Raw genomic sequence first — 19,917 nt, forward strand, 5'->3', positions numbered from 1 at the left:
GTGAACGCATGATGGACGACGGGACGACGACCGCCGCCGCGGCGACCGGCACGCTCGGGTACGAGCAGGCGCGGGACGAGCTGATCGAGGTCGTGCGCCGCCTGGAGGCGGGCGGCACGACGCTGGAGGAGTCGCTGGCCCTGTGGGAGCGCGGCGAGGAGCTGGCGAAGGTGTGCCGGCGCTGGCTCGAGGGTGCGCGTGCCCGGCTGGACGCGGCGCTGGCCGGCCCGGAGGAGCCTGCGGAGGGCGCCGGCACGGACTGAGGTCGACGGCGCCGGATGCACCTGCGCCGCGGCTACGCACTGTGCGGTCGATCACCCCGGGCTCGATTTAGTTGAATGTTAATCAATCCCTCGGTTACGGTGATCCCATCGCTTTGCGTGACCCCGTAGCCGTCCGGAAGGTACCCCCCAGATGTCCCTCGTCCTTGACCCCGCCGCCCAGGATCTCCTCTTCCGCGAGGCCCGCACCGCCAACACGTTCACCGACGAGCCGGTGACCGAGGAGCAGGTCCAGGCGATCTACGACCTGGTCAAGTTCGGCCCCACCGCCTTCAACCAGTCGCCGCTGCGCGTCGTCCTGGTCCGCTCGGCCGAGGGCCGCGAGCGACTCGTCAAGCACATGGCCGAGGGCAACCAGCCGAAGACCGCCGCCGCACCGCTGGTCGCGATCCTCGTCGCGGACAACGAGTTCCACGAGGAGCTCCCGGCGCTCCTGCCGCACTTCCCGCAGGCCAAGGACGTGTTCTTCTCCGAGCGTCCGGTCCGCGAGCGGTCCGCCGCGCTCAACGCCGCACTGCAGGCCGCCTACTTCATCGTCGGCGTCCGCGCCGCCGGACTGGCCGCCGGCCCGATGACGGGCTTCGACGCCGCGGGCATCGAGAAGGAGTTCCTCGACGCCGACCACCAGGTGGTCATGGTCGTCAACATCGGCAAGCCGGGCGAGGGCGCCTCCCTCCCGCGGCTGCCGCGCCTGTCCTACGACGAGGTCGTCACGACCGTCTGAGGCGCCATCGACACCGAAGACCCCCGCAGCGCACGGCGCCGCGGGGGTCTTCGACGTAGGTACGAACGTCGTCAGGAAGTCGTCTTCAGTGCCGCGGCCATCTCCGTCAGCCGCTCCGTCGAGGCCGAGCCCGTGACCACCGTGGTCACGCCCTCGGCGTGCAGTACGAGGGCGTCGTACTTCGGGCCCTCCCAGTGCTGCCACGCTTCACCGGCCACCTCGTGCGTACGCCCGGTGTTCCTGGCGTCCTGGCTGACCTCGGGGACGTACTTCTTCGCCGGGGACGTGGACTGCTCCACCGCGACGTACTTGCCGTCCGGGTCGAGGAAGCCCAGGTGCCAGCCGGCGCCCGCCTGCCCCTCGTACGAGACGGAGGTCGGCTTCCACTCCTTCGACAGCCCGGCCGGGGCCGCCACCGGGTACGGCGCCGCGCGCCTCGCCGTCGCGAGCTCGACCCGGTAGTCCACGGCCCGGACCGGATCGGCCTTGTCGTCGTGCGGGACGAAAATGTAGATGCCGCCCGCCAGTGCGGTGATGACCATCATCGACAGGAACATGTCCCGGACGGTCTGCTTGCCTCGCTTGCTTGCCACGGACTCAATGGTGGCATGGGCTTCCGCGCGCCCGGCCACGGGGCGTCCGCTCATACGTGACCCGCCCTGCTCATTTTATCGACCTACCGATAGAGTCGCAGCACCCTCTTTTCCGGTCGTCGTCGTACAGAAAGGTGCGCTCCGATGTCCGAGCATCATCTGCCGTCCCAGCTCGAGGTCTCTCCGGAGGCCCCCGACCGCAACCTGGCCCTGGAGCTGGTCCGGGTCACCGAGGCCGCCGCCATGGCCGCCGGGCGCTGGGTCGGCCGCGGCGACAAGATCGGCGCCGACGGCGCCGCTGTGAAGGCCATGCGAACCCTCGTCTCCACCGTGTCGATGAACGGCATCGTCGTCATCGGTGAGGGCGAGAAGGACGAGGCCCCCATGCTGTTCAACGGCGAGCGGGTCGGCGACGGCACCGGCGCCGAGGTCGACATCGCCGTCGACCCGATCGACGGCACCACGCTCAATGCCAAGGGCATGCCGAACGCGATCGCCGTGCTGGCCGCCGCCGACCGCGGCACCATGTTCGACCCGTCCGCCGTCTTCTACATGGACAAGCTGGTGACCGGCCCCGAGGCCGCCGACTTCGTGGACATCAACGCGCCCGTGTCGGTGAACATCCGACGCGTCGCGAAGGCCAAGAACTCCACTCCCGAGGACGTCACCGTCGTCATCCTGGACCGCCCCCGGCACGAGGGCATCGTCAAGGAGATCCGGGAGACGGGCGCCCGGATCAAGTTCATCTCCGACGGCGATGTGGCCGGCTCCATCATGGCCGCCCGCGAAGGAACCGGCGTCGACCTGCTCATGGGCATCGGCGGCACTCCCGAGGGCATCATCTCGGCCTGCGCCATAAAGTGCCTCGGCGGCGTCATCCAGGGAAAGCTCTGGCCCAAGGACGAGGCCGAGCGGCAGCGCGCGCTGGACGCCGGGCACGACCTGGACCGGGTGCTGTCGACGGACGACCTCGTCAGCGGGGACAACGTGTTCTTCGTCGCCACCGGGATCACGGACGGTGAACTGCTGCGCGGTGTGCGGTACCGCGCGGAGACGGCGACCACGGAGTCCCTGGTGATGCGCTCCAAGTCGGGCACGATCCGGAGGATCGACTCGACGCACCGGCTCTCGAAGCTGCGCGCCTACAGCGCGATCGACTTCGACCGCGCCAAGTAGGACCGTGCGGGCAGGGGTGAGGGGGGGCTGCCGATGGGCAGCCCCCCTCACCCCTGCCCGCAGGTCTCAGCCGGCTGCGAGGTGCTCCGTCGGGGCCGCCGTCTTCAGCTCGATGTCGCGCCTGCGCCGCCGGGCGAGCACTACGCGGCGCTCGGCGGCCGTGAGGCCGCCCCACACCCCGTAGGGCTCGGGCTGTATCAGCGCGTGTTCGCGGCAGTCCACCATCACAGGGCACCGGGCGCAGACCTGCTTCGCGGCCTCCTCCCGGGACAGCCGGGCAGCAGTCGGCTCCTTCGACGGGGCGAAGAACAGCCCGGCTTCGTCCCGGCGGCACACCGCCTCCGAATGCCAGGGACCCGCCTGGTCCTCCCGCGCAGGGCTGCGCTGGGACGGCACGGCGGCGACCTGCAGGGGCTGATGCGGCAGTTGCAGCACGGTCTACTCCTGACGACGGCTTCGCGAGCGAGAGACGATGCAGCACTCCCTACCCGCTGTACGCGCGCCTATGCACTGAGTGGCCCCGGCGTCAGGCCCGCCCCCTTGCACTCACTCGCCTTTTGGCCGGAATACGAGCCGTTCCGGCCCAGCCGGTCTCAGCGGCCGAGGTGTTTGCGCAACTGGTCGTGGAGGTTGGCAATGAGCTTGCCACGCTTGGGCTTTGCCTCGACGTTCCCGAAGACGGAATAGCCGTTGACTACGACCACCGGGGCTTCCGGGTCTGTCGATTCCAGTGTGTCGACTTCGAAATTGCCGAAAATGCCTGTACCGCTGCCGCGCAGCGAGATGTTCTCGGGCACTCTGATCTCGACACTGCCGAAGATGGACGTCGCATTGATGACCGTCAGACGCTGGCCGAAAAGAGCTTCGGTCAGATCGATCTCGACACTGCCGAAGAGGGAGAAGGCGTTCGTGCGGCCGCCGACACGCCAACGGCCCTTCCTGGTGGAGCTGCTGAAGACAGCCACCAGATTCTCGGCGGGTCCGCTCGGCTCTTCGGGACCGTAGCCGTACGGCGACGCGGCCGGCCGGCCTGCGGCCCCGCCGGCGGGCAAGTCCTGGACCAACGGCTCGAGTTCGCCCACGGTCTTGGCACGGTAGACCAGGTCGACCCGCTCGGCGTGCTCCTCGACGGTCAGCCGGCCCTCGGCCATGGCCTCCCGCAGGATGTCCGCGATCCGGTCACGGTCCGCATCGGATGCACGGATACCGGCGGGCGCGGGACCGGCCGGAGCGACGGGCTGCTGAGGCTGCTTTTCGAGGTCCACCGAACCAGCCTACCCAAACGCGATAGATCGCGACCAGTAGGCCGGTGGCACTTCCGCGGGATCCGGCCCCGCCCGGCCCCGATCCCGCCCCGGTCCGGCGACGGGACAACGACGGGACAGCGACGGGACAGCGAGTGATCAAGCCACTGCTCGGCCCCGGATCCGGGTGAGCCCTACCTCACAGGTCCGCTGCCGCCGCGGCGTTCTACCCTGGTTGATGCGCTGTCCAAGGGAGGACGGCGCTGTCGCCGAGTGAGGAATGGCCGTAATGCCAGAGTTTGCGTACTCCGATCTGCTCCCACTGGGAGAGGACACCACGCCGTACCGGTTGGTGACCGCCGAGGGCGTCTCGACCTTCGAGGCCGACGGCCGTACGTTCCTCAAGGTGGCTCCGGAGGCCCTGCGCACCCTGGCCGCCGAGGCCATGCACGACATCTCGCACTATCTGCGGCCCGCCCACCTGGCGCAGCTGCGGCGCATCGTGGACGACCCCGAGGCGTCGTCGAACGACAAGTTCGTCGCACTCGACCTCCTGAAGAACGCGAACATCGCCGCCGCGGGTGTCCTGCCCATGTGCCAGGACACCGGTACGGCGATCGTCATGGGCAAGCGCGGGCAGAACGTCCTCACCGAGGGCGGTGACGAGGAGGCCCTGTCGCACGGCATCTTCGACGCGTACACCAAGCTCAATCTGCGCTACTCGCAGATGGCCCCGCTGACCATGTGGGACGAGAAGAACACCGGCTCGAACCTCCCGGCCCAGATCGAGCTGTACGCGACCGACGGCGGCGCGTACAAGTTCCTCTTCATGGCGAAGGGCGGCGGCTCCGCGAACAAGTCGTTCCTCTACCAGGAGACCAAGGCGGTCCTCAACGAGGCCTCCATGATGAAGTTCCTGGAGGAGAAGATCCGCTCCCTGGGGACGGCCGCCTGCCCGCCGTACCACCTGGCGATCGTCGTCGGCGGCACGTCGGCCGAATTCGCGCTGAAGACCGCGAAGTACGCCTCCGCGCACTACCTGGACGAGCTGCCGGCCGAGGGTTCGCCGACCGGTCACGGCTTCCGGGACAAGGACCTGGAGCAGAAGGTCTTCGAGCTCACGCAGAAGATCGGCATCGGCGCGCAGTTCGGCGGCAAGTACTTCTGTCACGACGTGCGGGTCGTCCGCCTCCCCCGCCACGGTGCCTCACTGCCCGTCGCCATCGCCGTCTCCTGCTCGGCCGACCGCCAGGCCACGGCGAAGATCACCGCCGAGGGTGTCTTCCTGGAGCAGCTGGAGAAGGACCCGGCGCGCTTCCTCCCCGACACCACGGACGATCACCTCGACGAAGAGAGCGATGTCGTCCGGATCGACCTGAACCGGCCCATGGACGACATCCTCGCCGAGCTCACCAAGTACCCGGTCAAGACCCGGCTCTCGCTGACCGGTCCACTGGTCGTGGCGCGCGACATCGCGCACGCCAAGATCAAGGAGCGTCTCGACGCGGGCGAGGACATGCCGCAGTACCTCAAGGACCACCCGGTGTACTACGCGGGCCCGGCGAAGACCCCGGAGGGTTACGCCTCCGGCTCCTTCGGCCCGACGACGGCCGGGCGCATGGACAGCTATGTCGCGCAGTTCCAGGCGGCGGGCGGCTCCAAGGTGATGCTCGCCAAGGGCAACCGGTCCAGGCAGGTCACCGACGCGTGCGACGCGCACGGCGGCTTCTACCTCGGCTCGATCGGCGGTCCCGCGGCCCGTCTTGCGCAGGACTGCATCAAGAAGGTCGAGGTCGTCGAGTACGAGGAGCTCGGCATGGAGGCGGTCTGGCGGATCGAGGTCGAGGACTTCCCCGCGTTCGTCGTGGTCGACGACAAGGGCAACGACTTCTTCACCGAGCCCGCCCCGGCACCGACCTTCACCAGCATTCCGGTGCGCGGCCCCGGCCTCGGCTGATCGGCCCGCGCGGATCCAGGGGCGTTCCGGCTGCCGCCGGGGCGCCCCTGCGGCATTCCCACCCACCCGGCACGTGGTGCAGATCGCCTGTGCGGCGGCGGGATGGGACCTGCGGGCGGGGTGGCCGGACGACTGCGAGCGAGCGGATGGCGCCCGGTATCACCTGGACAGCACGGTCCGCCCGGAACACCGTTGTCGATTTCTCGTCGCGGGTCACGCCGCCTCTCGTACGGCACCTTCCTGAAAACGGTGGCGCCCGATCCCACTCCGGAAACTGACGCGCCGCGAACGGGGCGGCGCCACGACACCGCGGGAGCTGACACACCGTGGACGGGGCGGTGACACCGCCCGCGCTCTGCCGGTCCGTGGAGTTGCTCCAGGTATTTACTGACGGAGACGCCGGCGGAATACACGGAACGCATCACGCGCTCATCTCCATCAGGAGGTTGGAACACATGGACGGATCGACCGAGGACCCGCAGTACCGGATCGAGCACGACTCGATGGGCGAGGTGAGAGTCCCCGCGCACGCCAAGTGGCGGGCCCAGACGCAGCGCGCCGTGGAGAACTTCCCCATCTCCGGGCAGCGGCTCGAGCGGGCCCACATCGAGGCGCTGGCCCGGATCAAGGCCGCCGCAGCCAAGGTCAACGCCGAGTTGAAGGTGCTGGATCCCGAGATCGCGGAGGCGATTCAGGAGGCTGCCGCCGAGGTGGTCACGGGGCAGTGGGACGAACACTTCCCTATCGACGTGTTCCAGACAGGTTCCGGCACCTCGTCCAACATGAACACCAACGAGGTCGTGGCGACGCTCGCCACCGAGCGGCTGGGGCGCGAGGTCCACCCCAACGACCACGTCAACGCCTCGCAGTCGTCCAACGACGTGTTCCCCTCCTCCATCCATATCGCCGCGACCGCCGCGGTCACCTCGGATCTGATCCCGGCACTGGAGCATCTGGCGGCTTCCCTGGAGCGGAAATCAGCCGAATTTGCGGAGGTCGTGAAGTCGGGCCGTACGCATCTGATGGACGCCACACCCGTCACCCTGGGCCAGGAGTTCGGCGGCTACGCGGCGCAGATCCGCTACGGCGCCGAGCGGCTGCAGTCCTCACTCCCCCGCCTCGCCGAGCTCCCGCTGGGCGGTACGGCCGTGGGCACCGGCATCAACACTCCGCCCGGCTTCTCGGCCGCCGTGATCGCGGAGGTCGCCAGGACCACCGGGCTGCCGCTCACCGAGGCGCGCAACCACTTCGAGGCGCAGGGGGCCCGGGACGGACTCGTCGAGACGTCCGGCCAGCTCCGTACCGTCGCCGTCTCGCTCACCAAGATCTCCAACGATCTGCGCTGGATGGCCTCGGGTCCCCGCACAGGGCTGGCCGAGATCAATCTGCCCGACCTCCAGCCCGGCTCGTCGATCATGCCGGGCAAGGTCAATCCGGTCATCCCGGAGGCCGTGCTGATGGTCGCGGCCCAGGTGACGGGGAACGACGCCACGGTCGCCGTCGCCGGAGCGGCCGGCAACTTCGAGCTGAACGTGATGCTCCCGGTGATCGCCAGAAATCTGCTGGAGTCGGTGCGCCTGCTCGCGAACGCTTCCCGGCTGCTCGCCGACCGCACGGTCGACGGCATCACGGCCAATGTGGAGCGGGCCCGGCAGTACGCGGAGTCCTCACCGTCGGTCGTGACCCCGCTGAACAAGTACATCGGCTACGAGGAGGCGGCGAAGGTCGCCAAGAAGTCCCTGGCCGAAGGCACCACGATCCGGGAGACCGTGCTGGCAGCGGGGTACGTCGAGCGCGGCGATCTGACTGTGGAGCAGCTCGACGAGGCCCTGGACGTGTTGCGTATGACCAGGCCCTGACACGTATCGCAGCGTGCGGGCGCCCGCGTCCGTAAGATCTCTTCATGACAGCCACGGAAGCGGGTACGGGAGCAGGCACCGGTGCCGATGCGGGAAACGGCACGCACTGGGCACCGGGAGATCAGATCCTCTGGCGCTACCGCGGCAACGGCGGCGGGAGGCCCGTGCACATCTGCCGGCCGGTCACCGTCGTCCAGGACACCGACGAGCTGCTCGCCGTGTGGATGGCGCCCGGCACGGAATGTGTGAAACCCGTACTCGCCGACGGCACCCAGGTGCACGCCGAGCCCCTGGCCACGCGCTACACGCGACCGCGCACCACGGTGCGTTCGCACTGGTTCGGCGCGGGTGTGCTGAAGCTCGCCCGGCCGGGCGATCCGTGGTCGGTCTGGCTGTTCTGGGACCGCGGCTGGCTCTTTCGCAACTGGTACGTCAACCTCGAGGAGCCCCGCGCGCGCTGGGCCGGGGGCGTTGATTCCGAGGATCACTTTCTCGACATCTCCGTGAACCCCGACCGCAGCTGGGAATGGCTCGACGAGGACGAGTTCGCCCAGGCCCAGCGCGTCGGGCTGATGGATGCCTCCACAGCCCGGAGCGTGCGGGAGGCGGGCCTGGCCGCGGTCGATGTGATCCGGACCTGGGGGGCTCCGTTCCGGGACGGCTGGGAGCACTGGCGGCCCGATCCTCAGTGGCGGGTCCCCCCGCTGCCGGATGACTGGGACCGCACCCCTGCCCCCACGCGGTCGTGAGACCCTTGATGCACCCCAGGGGGGCAAACGTAGGATCGCCTTCCACGATCTGCGTCGCCACAACCGGCCGACGCGGTAAGGGACCTGACCACAAGTCATCGAACAAGTCGCACACGTCGCATGAATCGCACGGGCAACGGAGCCGGGCGGGTCGTGCGGTCGCCTGAACCGCTACGAGGGGGTGGAGATGTGCTCGCTGTCCGCTGCCCCGTCGCTGGAATGACCGATATCGGCCCACTGCGCGGCCGTGCGGTTTCGGCCCCGCTCATGAGGGCATCCGGTGACAGCCGTTGTTCTTACCGCTCTAGCCGGGGCACAGTGGCGCCCCACGAGGTGATTGCCTCATACAACCGGCCCGGACGGACGGAATCCCACGCGTGACGGAGCATCCCACCTCCCACGAAGGCCGGCAGCCTCTCGCTGCCCGGCCGCAGGAACGCGCCCGGCCCCGGCAGCAGGAGGCTGTACCGGGCGCCGCTGCCACCGCCGCGATCCCCGGCCCCTCCGCGGTGCCGAATCCGGGACCCGGTACCGCCCCGGAGTCAGCCACGCCCGGCGTCGACACCCAGGCCGTCACCCGCCGCGAAGGTGACCGGCTGCGTTTCGTCGGCGCGGCGACCCGCCGGATCGCCCGGGGCATAGACCTCGACGAGATCGTCCTCGGCCTGTGCCGGGCCAGTGTGCCGACGTTCTCCGACGCCATACTCGTCTATCTGCGCGACCCGCTCCCGGTGGGCGACGAACGCCCGGTCAACCCCTTCGTGCTGCGGCTGCGCCGCACCGACAGACTGCGGCTGACCGACGAGGAGAGCGAGAACGGTCCGGAGGGCGAGCGGCTGCGGCTGCCCGTCACCGACCCGCACGCCGGCCTGCTGCCCGCCGCCGACCTGTGCGAGGTCCTGGCGGGCGGTGCGCTCGCCGAGGTGCTCCGCGGAGTGCGCCCCGTCTTCGGGGACTCCGCCGCGGCCCGCGTCGCCCTGCCCGAACTGCTCGGGGCGGGCCGGACCGTACCCACCGGACACCGCGCGATCCTGGCGCCGCTGCGCGGACGGCGCCGGGTCATCGGCGCTGCCGTGTTCCTGCGCGGCACGGATCGCCCGCCCTTCGAGGCCAACGACCTCCTGGTCGCCGCCCAGCTCGCCACACACACCGCGCTCGGCATCGACAAGGCGGTGCTGTACGGCCGCGAGGCGTACATCGCCGACGAGCTGCAGCGCACGATGCTGCCCGACTCGCTGCCCCAGCCCACCGGCGTACGTCTGGCCTCCCGCTACCTCCCGGCCGCCGAGACGGCCCGGGTCGGCGGTGACTGGTACGACGCGATCCCGCTGCCGGGCAGCCGGGTCGCCCTGGTCGTCGGCGACGTGATGGGCCACTCCATGACATCCGCGGCGATCATGGGCCAGCTGCGCACCACCGCGCAGACCCTGGCCGGTCTCGACCTGCCGCCGCAGGAGGTTCTGCACCATCTGGACGAGCAGGCTCAGCGGCTCGGCAGTGACCGCATGGCGACCTGCCTGTACGCGGTGTACGACCCGGTCGCGCACCGGATCACCATCGCCAACGCCGGCCATCCGCCACCCGTGCTCCTGCATCTGGGCGGCCGGGCCGAGGTGCTGCGGGTGCCGCCGGGTGCCCCGATCGGCGTCGGCGGGGTCGACTTCGAGGCCGTCGAGCTGGACGCGCCGGCCGGTGCCACGCTGCTGCTGTACACGGACGGCCTGGTGGAGTCCCGGCTGCGGGATGTCTGGACCGGGATCGAGCAGCTGCGGGAGCGGCTCGCCGCGACCGCGCAGCTGACCGGGCCGGACCATTCGCCGCCGCTGGAGGCGCTCTGCGACGACGTGCTCGACATGCTCGGCCCCGGTGACCGGGACGACGACATCGCCCTGCTGGCGGCCCGTTTCGACGGGATCGCGCCGAGCGACGTCGCGTACTGGTTCCTGGAGCCGGAGGACGCAGCACCGGGCCGGGCCCGCAGGCTGGCCCGCAGGGCGCTGAGCCGGTGGGGGCTGGACGCCCTCTCGGACGAGGTGGAGCTGCTGGTCAGCGAGGTGGTGACCAATGCGGTGCGGTACGCGGAGCGCCCGGTGACCTTGCGGCTGCTGCGCACCGACATCCTGCGCTGCGAGGTCGGCGACGACTCCCCGCAGCTGCCCCGGCAACGCCGCGCCCGCGACACGGACGAGGGCGGACGCGGTCTGTTCCTGGTCAACCGGCTGGCCAGGAGGTGGGGGGCCACCCGGCTCTCCACGGGCAAAGTGGTCTGGTTCGAGATGGCCACTCCCGGTCCGTAACACTTTATCCCGATTCAGACCGTTTCCAGATGTTGCCGACCTCCCGTCGGCGGAGTTGACTTCAGTCGTGAAAGAAGCGACCTGACCGATACCCCAGACCGACGGGAGGACGCTCGTGACCGAGGAAGCCAAGAAGGTTCCTTACACCACGAACAACGCCGGGATCCCGGTGGAGAGCGACGAACACTCGCTCACCGTCGGATCCGACGGCCCGATCCTGCTCCAGGACCACTACCTCATCGAGAAGATGGCCCAGTTCAATCGTGAGCGGGTCCCCGAACGGGTGGTGCACGCCAAGGGTTCCGGCGCCTATGGCACCTTCGAAGTGACGAACGACGTCAGCCAGTTCACCAAGGCGGACCTCTTCCAGCCGGGCAGGCGCACCGACATGCTTGCCCGCTTCTCCACGGTCGCCGGTGAACAGGGCTCGCCCGACACCTGGCGCGACCCCCGCGGTTTCGCGCTGAAGTTCTACACCGAGCACGGCAACTACGACATGGTCGGCAACAACACGCCGGTCTTCTTCGTACGGGACCCGATGAAGTTCCAGGACTTCATCCGTTCCCAGAAGCGCCGCCCGGACAGCGGGGTGCGCGACCACGACATGCAGTGGGACTTCTGGACCCTCTCGCCGGAGTCCGCACACCAGGTCACCTGGCTGATGGGCGACCGGGGCATCCCGAAGACGTACCGCAACATGAACGGCTACAGCTCGCACACCTATATGTGGGTGAACGCGGGCGGCGAGCGGTTCTGGGTGAAGTACCACTTCAAGACCGATCAGGGCATCGACTTCTACACGCAGGAAGACGCCGACGCGATGGCCGGGACCGACGGCGACGTCCACCGCCGCGACCTGTTCGAGTCGATCAAGCGCGGTGACCACCCGAGCTGGACCCTGAAGGTCCAGATCATGCCGTTCGACGACGCCCCGGACTACCGGTTCAACCCGTTCGACCTGACCAAGGTGTGGCCGCAGGGCGACTACCCGCTGATCGAGGTCGGCCGGATGACGCTCGACAAGAATCCGGACGACTTCTTCGTCCATATCGAGCAGGCGTCCTTCGAGCCGTCGAACATGGTGCCCGGCATCGGTCCGTCCCCCGACAAGATGCTGCTCGGCCGGCTCTTCTCGTACCCGGACACCCACCGGTACCGGATCGGCCCGAACTACCTGCAGCTGCCGCCCAACCGGCCGCGTTCGCCCGTCCACTCGTACGCGAAGGACGGACCCATGCGGTACGAGCCGGCGCGCACGGGTGCGGTCTACGCGCCGAACTCGTACGGCGGCCCCGCAGCGGACACCGCACGCTTCGGTGAGCCCGCGGGCTGGGCCACGGCGGGCGAGATGGTCCACGAGGCGTACACGCCGCGCAGGGACGACGACGACTGGGGCCAGCCGGGCACGCTGGTGCGCGAGGTGATGGACGACGCGGCGCGCGAGCGGCTCGTCTCCAACGTCTCCGGCCATCTGCTGGACGGCGTGAGCAAGCCGGTCCTGGAGCGTGCGCTGCAGTACTGGCGCAACATCGACAAGGGCGTCGGCGACCGGATCGCCAAGAAGGTGAACGGCGGCTGACGTACGGCATGCGGAAGGGGCGGTGTCCGACGACACCGCCCCTTCCGCATGCTCACTGGCCCAGCAGACCGTTACCCGGCCGCTCACCCGGCGGCTGGTCCCCGTCGTCGGGATCCTTCGTCGCGCTGGGATCGTCGCTCGGCGTCCCCGAGGGCGACTCGCTCGGCGGCCAGCTCGGCGTCGTCTCCTCGCTCGGGGACTCGCTCGGCGTCTCGGTGGGCTCCTCGGTCTCCTCGGAGGGGGTCTCCTCCGGGGTCTCCGTCTCCGACGGAGTGGCCGAGGGGCTCTCGGTCACGGCCGTCTCGCCGCGCTCCACGCCCTCCAGGTCGAAGGTGGCGTCCGAGCCGCCGCCGAGCGCACCGAGGGTGTAGTCCGCCCAGATCTTCGCGGGGAATCCGCCACCGTTGGCGCGGCCGGAGTTGGCCGTACCGGTCAGGGTGACCTGACCGCCGCCTTCCTTGGTGGACTCGCCGTACAGGGCCACGACCGTCGAGAGCTCCGGGGTGTAGGCCGCGAACCAGGCCGCCTTGTTGTTCTCCGACGTCCCCGTCTTGCCCGCCGCGTCGTAGGCCGAGGTGTTGGCCTCGCGGCCGGAGCCGATGTCGACGACCTCGGTCAGCGCCTTGGTCACGGTGTCGGCGGACGCCCGGCTGATCACCTGCTCGCCGGTGCCGTCGACCGGCTCCATGGTGCGGTCACGGTGCTTCGCGGACTTGACGATGGTCGGCGTGACCTTCCTGCCGTGGTTGTCGAGGGTGGCGTACACCCCGGCCATGTCCCAGGTCGAGGCGTTCATGGTGCCCAGGGTGATCGCGGGGGCCACGGGGAAGTTCTTGTCCGGTACGCCCATGGCCAGCGCGGTCTTCTTCACGGCGCTCGGCGTGACGTCGACGACCATCTGCGCGAAGACGGAGTTGATCGACTTGTCCATCGCCTTCTGGACGGTGGGGTTGTCGTAGCTGATGTCATCCTCGTTCTGCGGGTTGAACGGGATGTCGCTGCCCACGACGGGGCGCTTGCTGGTGCCGTCGTAGACCGTGTCGAGACCGATCACGTCGCCGTCCTGGGTCTTCGACCCGTTCTCCAGCGCGGAGGCGAGCACCAGCGGCTTGAAGGTGGACGCGGGCTGGTAGTCCTGCCGGGTGGCGTTGGACATCCAGTGCTCGGTGGCACCGACACCGCCGTAGAGCGCGAGGACCTTGCCCGTCTTCGGGTCCACGGAGGTGGCACCGGCCTGGACGGTCGCGTCGGTCTTGTTGCCCTTGCGGTCGAGCTTGCTCTCCAGCTGGCGGTCGACCGACTTCTCGAGCTGCTTCTGCCGCTTCTTGTTGACGTTGAGAGTGACCGTCCAGCCGCCGGCCTCCCGCATCTCCTCGGTGATGCCCTGGCGCTCCATCTCCTGGTTGGCCGCCTCCACGAGATAGCCGGCCTGGCCCTCCAGGCCGGGGGCGGCCTTGGGGGACTTCGGGATGGGGAACGTCAGCTTGTCCCTGGCCGCCTGGTCGAGCCAGCCCTCGTCGACCATGTTGTCGAGGGTGTAGGCCCAGCGCTCCTTGACGAGCTTCTTGCCGGTCGGCGAGGCGACCGCCCAGTCGTACTGGCTGGGTGCCTGGAGCAGGGCCGCGAGGTAGGCGCCCTGGGAGACGTCGAGGTCCTCGGCGTCGACACCGTAGTAGGCCTGCGCCGCCGCCTGGATGCCGCTCGCACCGCGTCCGTAGTACACGGTGTTGAGGTACCCGGCGAGGATGTCGTTCTTCTTCATGCGCTGGTCGACCTTGAGCGAGATCACCAGCTCCTTGAGCTTGCGGGTGACCGTCTGGTCCTGCGTGAGGTAGTAGTTCTTCACGTACTGCTGGGTGATCGTCGAGCCACCCTGCTTGCCCTTGCCGGAGAGCGTGTTGAGCAGGCCGCGCGTGGTGCCCTTGAGGTCGACACCCTGGTCCCGGTAGAAGGACTTGTTCTCGGCGGCGACGAAGGCGTGCTGGACGTCCTTGGGTACGACGGCGAGGTCCACGATCTCCCGGTTGACACCGGAGCCCGTACGGGCCAGGAGCGTGCCGTCGCTGTACTTGTAGACGTTGCTCTGCTTCTCGGCCTGGGCGTTGGCCGCCGGTACGTCCACGTACATGTAGAGCGCCACGAAGGCGCCCATCACCAGCAGGCAGAGCCCGAAGAACGTGCCCAGCATCTTCCGCCAGGTGAAGAGTCCGCGTATGCCGCCGCTCCTCGCAGCCCGGCGCGCTCCCCGCCCCTGAGCTCGTCGCGCATCCGCTCGACCCATTGCTGTGGTGCTCCTGTTCCTCTGCTCGTTCTGCTCCGGTCAGACCAATCAGCTAACACCGAAAGCATGGACAAATGGCAAGCGATCCGGTCTTTTCCGGACGTGACAATCAGCACCTGTCACTAAGGAACCGACTCACGAGAGGTGCACAAGGTTGCGACATCGGATAATGTGAAATCACATTGATAGCGCGGCGCTGAGCCGCACACGACGGGGGACCCCATGACCGCACCGCACGACCGTCCCGGCACCACCGACCCCGCCGCCGACCTGACTCCCGACGCACCCGAGATGCCCGCTCCCCAGGTCAGGGAGACCACGGCGCACTCCATCCCCGGCGGCTTCGGGCTGCTGCTGACCGTCCTCGGGGTGTTCCTCGGTGTCGGCCTGGCCATCGTCGGCGGCATCCTCGGCGCCAACGGGCACAACGGCATCGGCATCCCGCTCTTCATCCTCGGCGTGCTGCTCGTCATCGCCTCGTTCTTCTGCATGAGCGGTGTGAAAATGGTCGCTCCGGGCGAGGCGCGGGTCATCCAGCTCTTCGGCCGGTACGTGGGCACGATCCGCTCGGACGGCCTGCGCTGGATCAACCCGCTGACCTCCAGCCGCAAGATCTCCACCCGGGTCCGCAACCACGAGACGGCCGTCCTGAAGGTCAACGACGCCTACGGCAACCCGATCGAGCTCGCCGCGATCGTCGTCTGGAAGGTCGAGGACACCGCACAGGCACTGTTCGAGGTGGACGACTTCCTGGAGTTCGTCGCCACCCAGACCGAGGCGGCCGTCCGGCACATCGCGATCGAGTACCCGTACGACGCCCACGAGGAGGGCGGCCTCTCGCTCCGCGGCAACGCGGAGGAGATCACCGAGAAGCTCGCGGTCGAGCTCACCGCGCGGGTGCAGGCGGCGGGCGTGCTGATCATCGAGTCCCGCTTCAGTCATCTCGCGTACGCCCCCGAGATCGCCTCCGCGATGCTCCAGCGGCAGCAGGCAGGGGCCGTCGTCGCGGCCCGCCAGCAGATTGTCGAGGGAGCGGTGGGCATGGTCGAGATGGCACTGACCCGCATCGCCGAGCAGGACATCGTCGAGCTCGACTCCGAGCGCAAGGCGGCGATGGTCAGCAACCTGATGGTGGTGCTGTGCGGTGACCGTGCGGTGCAGCCGGTCCTGAACACGGGCACGCTCTACCAGTGACGGACGACGCCTCCACCCCTGCCGCCCGGCGGCCGCAGCGCAAGCAGATGCTGCTGCGGGTGGATCCCGCGGTGCACGATGCGCTGGCCCGCTGGGCCTCGGACGAGCTGCGCAGCGCGAACGCGCAGATCGAGTTCCTGCTGCGGCGGGCGCTGGCGGAGGCGGGGCGGCTACCGGGGGGCGCGGCGCCGATTCCCCGCCGGGGGCGCCCGCCGAATCCGGCCCCTCCCCCGGAGCCGGATGCCGACGCGTGACCCCTGCTCCTCGGGGGCTGAGCCCCCGAGGCCCCGGTCCTCAATCGCCGGAGGGGCGTGGACGTCGCACCCTCGCACGCGGTGCGCAGCCCCGGGAGAGAGCCCCGGGGCTGCCCCGGAACCCGTATACACGCGAGGTATACACACCATGTAGAGTGCCGCCATGTCAATCGGTCACACCCTCCTCGGACTCCTCGAGTCCGGCCCCCGTCACGGCTACGACCTCAAGCGCGCCTTCGACGACAAGTTCGGCCACGACCGGCCCCTCCACTACGGCCAGGTCTACGCCACCATGTCCCGGCTGCTCAAGAACGGTCTCGTCGAGGTCGACGGCGTCGAGTCCGACGGCGGCCCCGAGCGCAAGCGCTACGCCATCACCGACGCCGGCATCACCGACGTCACCGCATGGCTGGCGCAGCCGGAGAAGCCGGAGCCGTACCTCCAGTCGACGCTCTACACGAAGGTCGTCCTGGCCCTGCTCACCGGCCGCAGCGCCTCCGGCCTGCTGGATGCCCAGCGCTCCGAGCACCTGCGCCTGATGCGGATCCTCACCGACCGCAAGCGCAAGGGCGATCTCGCCGACCAGCTGATCTGCGACCACGCCCTCTTTCACCTCGAAGCGGATCTGCGCTGGCTGGAGCTGACCGCGGCCCGCCTCCACCAGCTCGCCGAGGTCGTGGCCCCGTGACCCCTGCCGGCTCCCTGCTCACCGCCCACGACCTGCACAAGACCTACGGTTCGACGCCCGCACTCGACGGCGCCTCCTTCTCCGTCCACCCCGGCGAGGTCGTCGCCGTCATGGGCCCCTCCGGCTCCGGCAAGTCGACGCTCCTGCACTGCCTCGCGGGGATCGTCACCCCCGACTCGGGCACCATCACCTACGCGGGCCGTGAGCTCTCCGCCATGTCGGACGCGCAGCGCAGCGCCCTGCGCCGCAGAGAGTTCGGCTTCGTGTTCCAGTTCGGCCAGCTCGTCCCCGAACTGACCTGCGTGGAGAACGTCGCCCTGCCGCTCCGGCTGAACGGCACCAAGCGCAAGGACGCCGAGCGCACCGCTCTTGAGTGGATGGAGCGCCTGGAGGTCGACGACCTGGCCGCCCAGCGGCCCGGCGAGGTCTCCGGCGGTCAGGGCCAGCGCGTCGCCGTGGCCCGCGCCCTCGTCGCCTCACCCAAGGTGGTCTTCGCGGACGAGCCGACCGGTGCGCTGGACTCCCTCAACGGCGAGCGCGTCATGGAACTGCTCACCGCATGCGCCCGCTCCGCCAACACGGCCGTGGTCCTCGTGACGCACGAGACGCGGGTCGCCGCGTACTCGGACCGCGACATCGTCGTGCGCGACGGCCGCTCCCGCGATGGGGAGTACGCCGTATGACCTGGCTGCGCGATCTCGGCCTCGGCATACGCTTCGCCTCCGCGGGCGGGCGCGAGGGCTGGGCACGGACCGCGCTGACCGCCGTGGGCGTCGGCCTCGGTGTGGCACTGCTGCTGGCCGCCTCGTCGATCCCCCAGCTGCTGGACCAGCGCTCCGCACGCGAGCGCGCCCGCGAGGAGGTTGCGGCGTCGCGCGACGCCGACGTCCCGAAGTCGGACACCACGGTCCTGCGGATCAGCGCGGAGACCGAGTACCGCGGCCGCTCCATCGGCGGGTTCCTGATGCGCCCGGAGGGCACCCGCCCGGCCACCCCGCCCGGAGTCGCGGGCTTCCCCGAACCGCAGGAGATGGTGGTCTCCCCGGCGCTCCGGGAGCTGCTGGCCTCCTCCGAGGGCGCACTCCTCAAGGAGCGGCTGCCGTACCGGATCTCGGGAACGATCGGCGATGCGGGCCTGCTCTCCCCGGGAGAGCTGCTCTTCTACGCGGGCAGCGACAGCCTGACCACCGCCGCCGGCGGCCACCGGCTGGCCGGTTACGGCAGCGACTCCGAGAGTGATCGGCTCCCGCCGGTCCTGGTCGTGCTGATCGTCATCATCTGCGTCGTGCTGCTGGTGCCCGTCGCGATCTTCATCGCCACGGCCGTACGGTTCGGCGGCGACCGCCGCGACCGCCGGCTCGCGGCGTTGCGCCTGGTCGGTACGGATATCCGGGCGACCCGCCGGATCGCGGCCGGTGAGGCCCTGTTCGGCGCCGTGCTCGGTCTGCTGGCCGGCCTCGTGTTCTTCCTGGTGGGCCGGACGTTCGTGGGCGCCGTCGAACTGTGGGACCACAGCGCCTTCCCGTCCGATCTGGTGCCCGCCCCGTGGCTGGCCGCACTGATCGCCGTCGCGGTGCCCCTCGCCGCGGTGTTCGTCACGCTGGCCGCCCTGCGGTCCGTGGTCATCGAACCGCTCGGTGTCGTACGCAACGCCCGCGGCCGCAAGCGCCGGCTGTGGTGGCGTCTGCTGATGCCGGCCCTGGGTCTCGCGGTACTGGGGCTCACCGGCAGGGTCGACGAGGCCACACCCCCAAACCCCTACCCGATCGCGGCCGGCGCCGTACTCGTCCTGGTCGGGCTGGCATTGCTGCTGCCCTGGCTGGTCGAGGCGTTCGTGAACCGGCTGCGCGGCGGCCCGGTTCCCTGGCAGCTCGCCGTCCGCCGGCTCCAGCTGAACAGCGGCGCGGCGTCCCGCGCGGTCAGCGGGATCACGGTCGCTGTGGCAGGGGCGGTGGCCCTGCAGATGCTGTTCGCGGCCGTGGCCGACGACTTCGAGCGGGTCACGGGGGAGGATCCCTCGCGCGCCCAGTTCCACACCTACTCCGAGCAGGTCTCCGGGGACGCGGCCACCCGCACCATCGAGGAGTTCCGGGCCACCAAGGGAGTGGAAGCCGTCATCGGGACGGTCGAGACATATGTGACCAGGCCCGGGACGTACGAGGCCGACGAGATCCAGCCCACCACCACCCTCGGCATCGGTGACTGCGCGACCCTCCAGGAGATCGCCGAGATCACCTCCTGCAAGGACGGAGACGTCTTCGTCGTCCATCCGAGGGGCAACGGGGAATTGAGCGACTGGGTCGACCGGACCGCCCGCAAGGGCAAGGAGATCGAGCTCGACCCCACCGTCGGATCTCTGCGCGGCGCGACGTCCATGCGGTGGACACTGCCCGCCGACTCCCGGACCGTGACCGCCGCACTCGATCCGCTCGGCGAGGAGCACTGGGGCATCATGGCGACGGTCGGCGCGATCGACCCGCGTACGCTGCCGAACGCCCAGACCATCGCGCAGATCCGGGTCGACAGGAGCACCGAGGACGCCGCCGAGTACGTACGGAACACGGCGGCCAGGATCGATCCCGGGATGCGGGTCGCCGCCCTGACCTCGATGACGCGCGACCGGCAGTACGCGAGTGTGCAGACCGGTCTGCAGCTCGGTGCTGCGGCGACCCTGCTGCTGATCGCCGCGTCCATGCTGGTCTCCCAGCTGGAGCAGCTCCGGGAGCGCAAGCGGCTCCTGTCGGTCCTCGTCGCCTTCGGCACCCGGCGCGTCACCCTGGGCTGGTCCGTGCTCTGGCAGACCGCGGTCCCGGTGGTCATCGGCCTGCTGGCCGCGATCGTGGGCGGCCTCGGGCTCGGCGCCGTACTGACATGGATGCTGGCCAAGACGGTGACGGAGTGGTGGCTGTTCCTGCCGCTGGCGGGCACGGGCGCGGGCATCGTCCTGGCCGTGACCCTGCTCTCCCTGCCGCTGCTGTGGCGTCTGATGCGCCCGGACGGTCTGCGTACGGAGTGACGCCTGAGGGGTGGGCGCCGAAGCC

General features: G+C 69.7%; 17 protein-coding genes. 13 read left to right on the plus strand and 4 right to left on the minus strand.

The features are described 5' to 3' along the window. Nucleotides 1-8 precede the first annotated feature (8 nt). Together ACFWBQ_RS22490 and ACFWBQ_RS22495 are read left to right on the plus strand one after the other, a co-directional pair. Complete coding sequence (locus tag ACFWBQ_RS22490) at nt 9-263, plus strand: exodeoxyribonuclease VII small subunit (RefSeq protein ID WP_385491799.1); 255 nt, start codon at nt 9-11, stop codon at nt 261-263. 151 nt (nt 264-414) lie between these two features. Further along, complete coding sequence (locus ACFWBQ_RS22495; RefSeq protein ID WP_385491802.1) at nt 415-1,005, plus strand: malonic semialdehyde reductase; 591 nt, start codon at nt 415-417, stop codon at nt 1,003-1,005. A gap of 71 nt (nt 1,006-1,076) precedes the next feature. Here the strand turns inward: ACFWBQ_RS22495 and ACFWBQ_RS22500 are convergent, their stop codons facing one another. After that, nucleotides 1,077-1,598 carry a DUF4245 domain-containing protein gene (locus tag ACFWBQ_RS22500; RefSeq protein WP_385491805.1) on the minus strand — a complete coding sequence of 174 codons (522 nt, stop codon included), beginning with the start codon at nt 1,596-1,598 and terminating at the stop codon, nt 1,077-1,079. A 144-nt stretch (nt 1,599-1,742) separates the two neighbouring features. On the opposite strand from ACFWBQ_RS22500, the gene glpX reads away from it, so the two are divergent. Beyond that, the gene (gene glpX, locus ACFWBQ_RS22505; RefSeq protein WP_385491808.1) at nt 1,743-2,774 is read left to right on the plus strand and encodes a class II fructose-bisphosphatase; all 1,032 of its coding nucleotides are present in this window, start codon (nt 1,743-1,745) and stop codon (nt 2,772-2,774) included. A gap of 66 nt (nt 2,775-2,840) precedes the next feature. Here glpX and ACFWBQ_RS22510 read toward each other — a convergent pair whose 3' ends face one another. Both ACFWBQ_RS22510 and ACFWBQ_RS22515 read right to left on the minus strand, forming a co-directional pair. Then, nucleotides 2,841-3,209: a WhiB family transcriptional regulator gene (locus ACFWBQ_RS22510; protein WP_385491811.1), complete on the minus strand. Its 369-nt coding sequence runs from the start codon at nt 3,207-3,209 to the stop codon at nt 2,841-2,843. A gap of 158 nt (nt 3,210-3,367) precedes the next feature. Continuing rightward, on the minus strand, nt 3,368-4,039 hold the full coding sequence (locus tag ACFWBQ_RS22515) for a DUF1707 domain-containing protein (RefSeq protein ID WP_385491814.1): 672 nt from the start codon (nt 4,037-4,039) through the stop codon (nt 3,368-3,370). Between the two features lie 268 nt (nt 4,040-4,307). Here ACFWBQ_RS22515 and ACFWBQ_RS22520 point away from each other — a divergent pair, with 268 nt between their 5' ends. The 5 genes from ACFWBQ_RS22520 (at nt 4,308) to ACFWBQ_RS22540 (ending at nt 12,459) form a co-directional block, all read left to right on the plus strand. Further along, nucleotides 4,308-5,975 carry a fumarate hydratase gene (locus ACFWBQ_RS22520; protein ID WP_385491816.1) on the plus strand — a complete coding sequence of 556 codons (1,668 nt, stop codon included), beginning with the start codon at nt 4,308-4,310 and terminating at the stop codon, nt 5,973-5,975. Nucleotides 5,976-6,430: 455 nt separating this feature from the next. Next, the gene (locus tag ACFWBQ_RS22525) at nt 6,431-7,834 is read left to right on the plus strand and encodes a class II fumarate hydratase (RefSeq protein WP_385491819.1); all 1,404 of its coding nucleotides are present in this window, start codon (nt 6,431-6,433) and stop codon (nt 7,832-7,834) included. A gap of 44 nt (nt 7,835-7,878) precedes the next feature. Beyond that, nucleotides 7,879-8,583: a DUF402 domain-containing protein gene (locus tag ACFWBQ_RS22530; RefSeq protein ID WP_385491822.1), complete on the plus strand. Its 705-nt coding sequence runs from the start codon at nt 7,879-7,881 to the stop codon at nt 8,581-8,583. 377 nt (nt 8,584-8,960) lie between these two features. After that, the gene (locus tag ACFWBQ_RS22535; protein ID WP_385491825.1) at nt 8,961-10,880 is read left to right on the plus strand and encodes a SpoIIE family protein phosphatase; all 1,920 of its coding nucleotides are present in this window, start codon (nt 8,961-8,963) and stop codon (nt 10,878-10,880) included. Nucleotides 10,881-10,995: 115 nt separating this feature from the next. Continuing rightward, nucleotides 10,996-12,459, plus strand: coding sequence for a catalase (locus ACFWBQ_RS22540; RefSeq protein WP_385491828.1), 1,464 nt, complete (start codon nt 10,996-10,998; stop codon nt 12,457-12,459). Nucleotides 12,460-12,511: 52 nt separating this feature from the next. Here ACFWBQ_RS22540 and ACFWBQ_RS22545 read toward each other — a convergent pair whose 3' ends face one another. After that, complete coding sequence (locus ACFWBQ_RS22545; protein WP_385491831.1) at nt 12,512-14,740, minus strand: transglycosylase domain-containing protein; 2,229 nt, start codon at nt 14,738-14,740, stop codon at nt 12,512-12,514. A gap of 222 nt (nt 14,741-14,962) precedes the next feature. Here ACFWBQ_RS22545 and ACFWBQ_RS22550 point away from each other — a divergent pair, with 222 nt between their 5' ends. The 5 genes from ACFWBQ_RS22550 to ACFWBQ_RS22570 all read left to right on the plus strand — a co-directional run bounded on the left by ACFWBQ_RS22550 (nt 14,963) and on the right by ACFWBQ_RS22570 (nt 19,892). Then, a complete protein-coding gene (locus ACFWBQ_RS22550; RefSeq protein WP_385491834.1) occupies nt 14,963-15,934 on the plus strand; it encodes an SPFH domain-containing protein in 972 nt (323 codons plus the stop codon). Continuing rightward, entirely contained in the window at nt 15,931-16,188 is a 258-nt protein-coding gene (locus tag ACFWBQ_RS22555) for a toxin-antitoxin system HicB family antitoxin (protein WP_385491837.1), read from the plus strand. Before ACFWBQ_RS22550 ends, ACFWBQ_RS22555 begins: the two co-directional genes overlap by 4 nt. 163 nt (nt 16,189-16,351) lie before the next feature. Further along, on the plus strand, nt 16,352-16,876 hold the full coding sequence (locus ACFWBQ_RS22560) for a PadR family transcriptional regulator (RefSeq protein WP_385491840.1): 525 nt from the start codon (nt 16,352-16,354) through the stop codon (nt 16,874-16,876). Then, nucleotides 16,873-17,559: an ABC transporter ATP-binding protein gene (locus ACFWBQ_RS22565; protein WP_385491842.1), complete on the plus strand. Its 687-nt coding sequence runs from the start codon at nt 16,873-16,875 to the stop codon at nt 17,557-17,559. Before ACFWBQ_RS22560 ends, ACFWBQ_RS22565 begins: the two co-directional genes overlap by 4 nt. After that, a complete protein-coding gene (locus ACFWBQ_RS22570) occupies nt 17,556-19,892 on the plus strand; it encodes an ABC transporter permease (protein ID WP_385491845.1) in 2,337 nt (778 codons plus the stop codon). Before ACFWBQ_RS22565 ends, ACFWBQ_RS22570 begins: the two co-directional genes overlap by 4 nt. Nucleotides 19,893-19,917: the final 25 nt, after the last annotated feature.

It is taken from the genome of Streptomyces sp. NPDC060035, from assembly GCF_042736635.1.
Classification (GTDB): Bacteria; Actinomycetota; Actinomycetes; order Streptomycetales; family Streptomycetaceae; genus Streptomyces.

Coding starts and splice junctions, on each gene's coding strand:
- glpX (WP_385491808.1), top strand. CDS start 1,743: ATGTCCGAGCATCATCTGCCGTCCCAGCTCGAGGTCTCTCCGGAGGCC.
- ACFWBQ_RS22550 (WP_385491834.1), top strand. CDS start 14,963: ATGACCGCACCGCACGACCGTCCCGGCACCACCGACCCCGCCGCCGAC.
- ACFWBQ_RS22520 (WP_385491816.1), top strand. CDS start 4,308: ATGCCAGAGTTTGCGTACTCCGATCTGCTCCCACTGGGAGAGGACACC.
- ACFWBQ_RS22545 (WP_385491831.1), bottom strand. CDS start 14,740: ATGGGTCGAGCGGATGCGCGACGAGCTCAGGGGCGGGGAGCGCGCCGG.
- ACFWBQ_RS22490 (WP_385491799.1), top strand. CDS start 9: ATGATGGACGACGGGACGACGACCGCCGCCGCGGCGACCGGCACGCTC.
- ACFWBQ_RS22530 (WP_385491822.1), top strand. CDS start 7,879: ATGACAGCCACGGAAGCGGGTACGGGAGCAGGCACCGGTGCCGATGCG.
- ACFWBQ_RS22570 (WP_385491845.1), top strand. CDS start 17,556: ATGACCTGGCTGCGCGATCTCGGCCTCGGCATACGCTTCGCCTCCGCG.
- ACFWBQ_RS22560 (WP_385491840.1), top strand. CDS start 16,352: ATGTCAATCGGTCACACCCTCCTCGGACTCCTCGAGTCCGGCCCCCGT.
- ACFWBQ_RS22525 (WP_385491819.1), top strand. CDS start 6,431: ATGGACGGATCGACCGAGGACCCGCAGTACCGGATCGAGCACGACTCG.
- ACFWBQ_RS22495 (WP_385491802.1), top strand. CDS start 415: ATGTCCCTCGTCCTTGACCCCGCCGCCCAGGATCTCCTCTTCCGCGAG.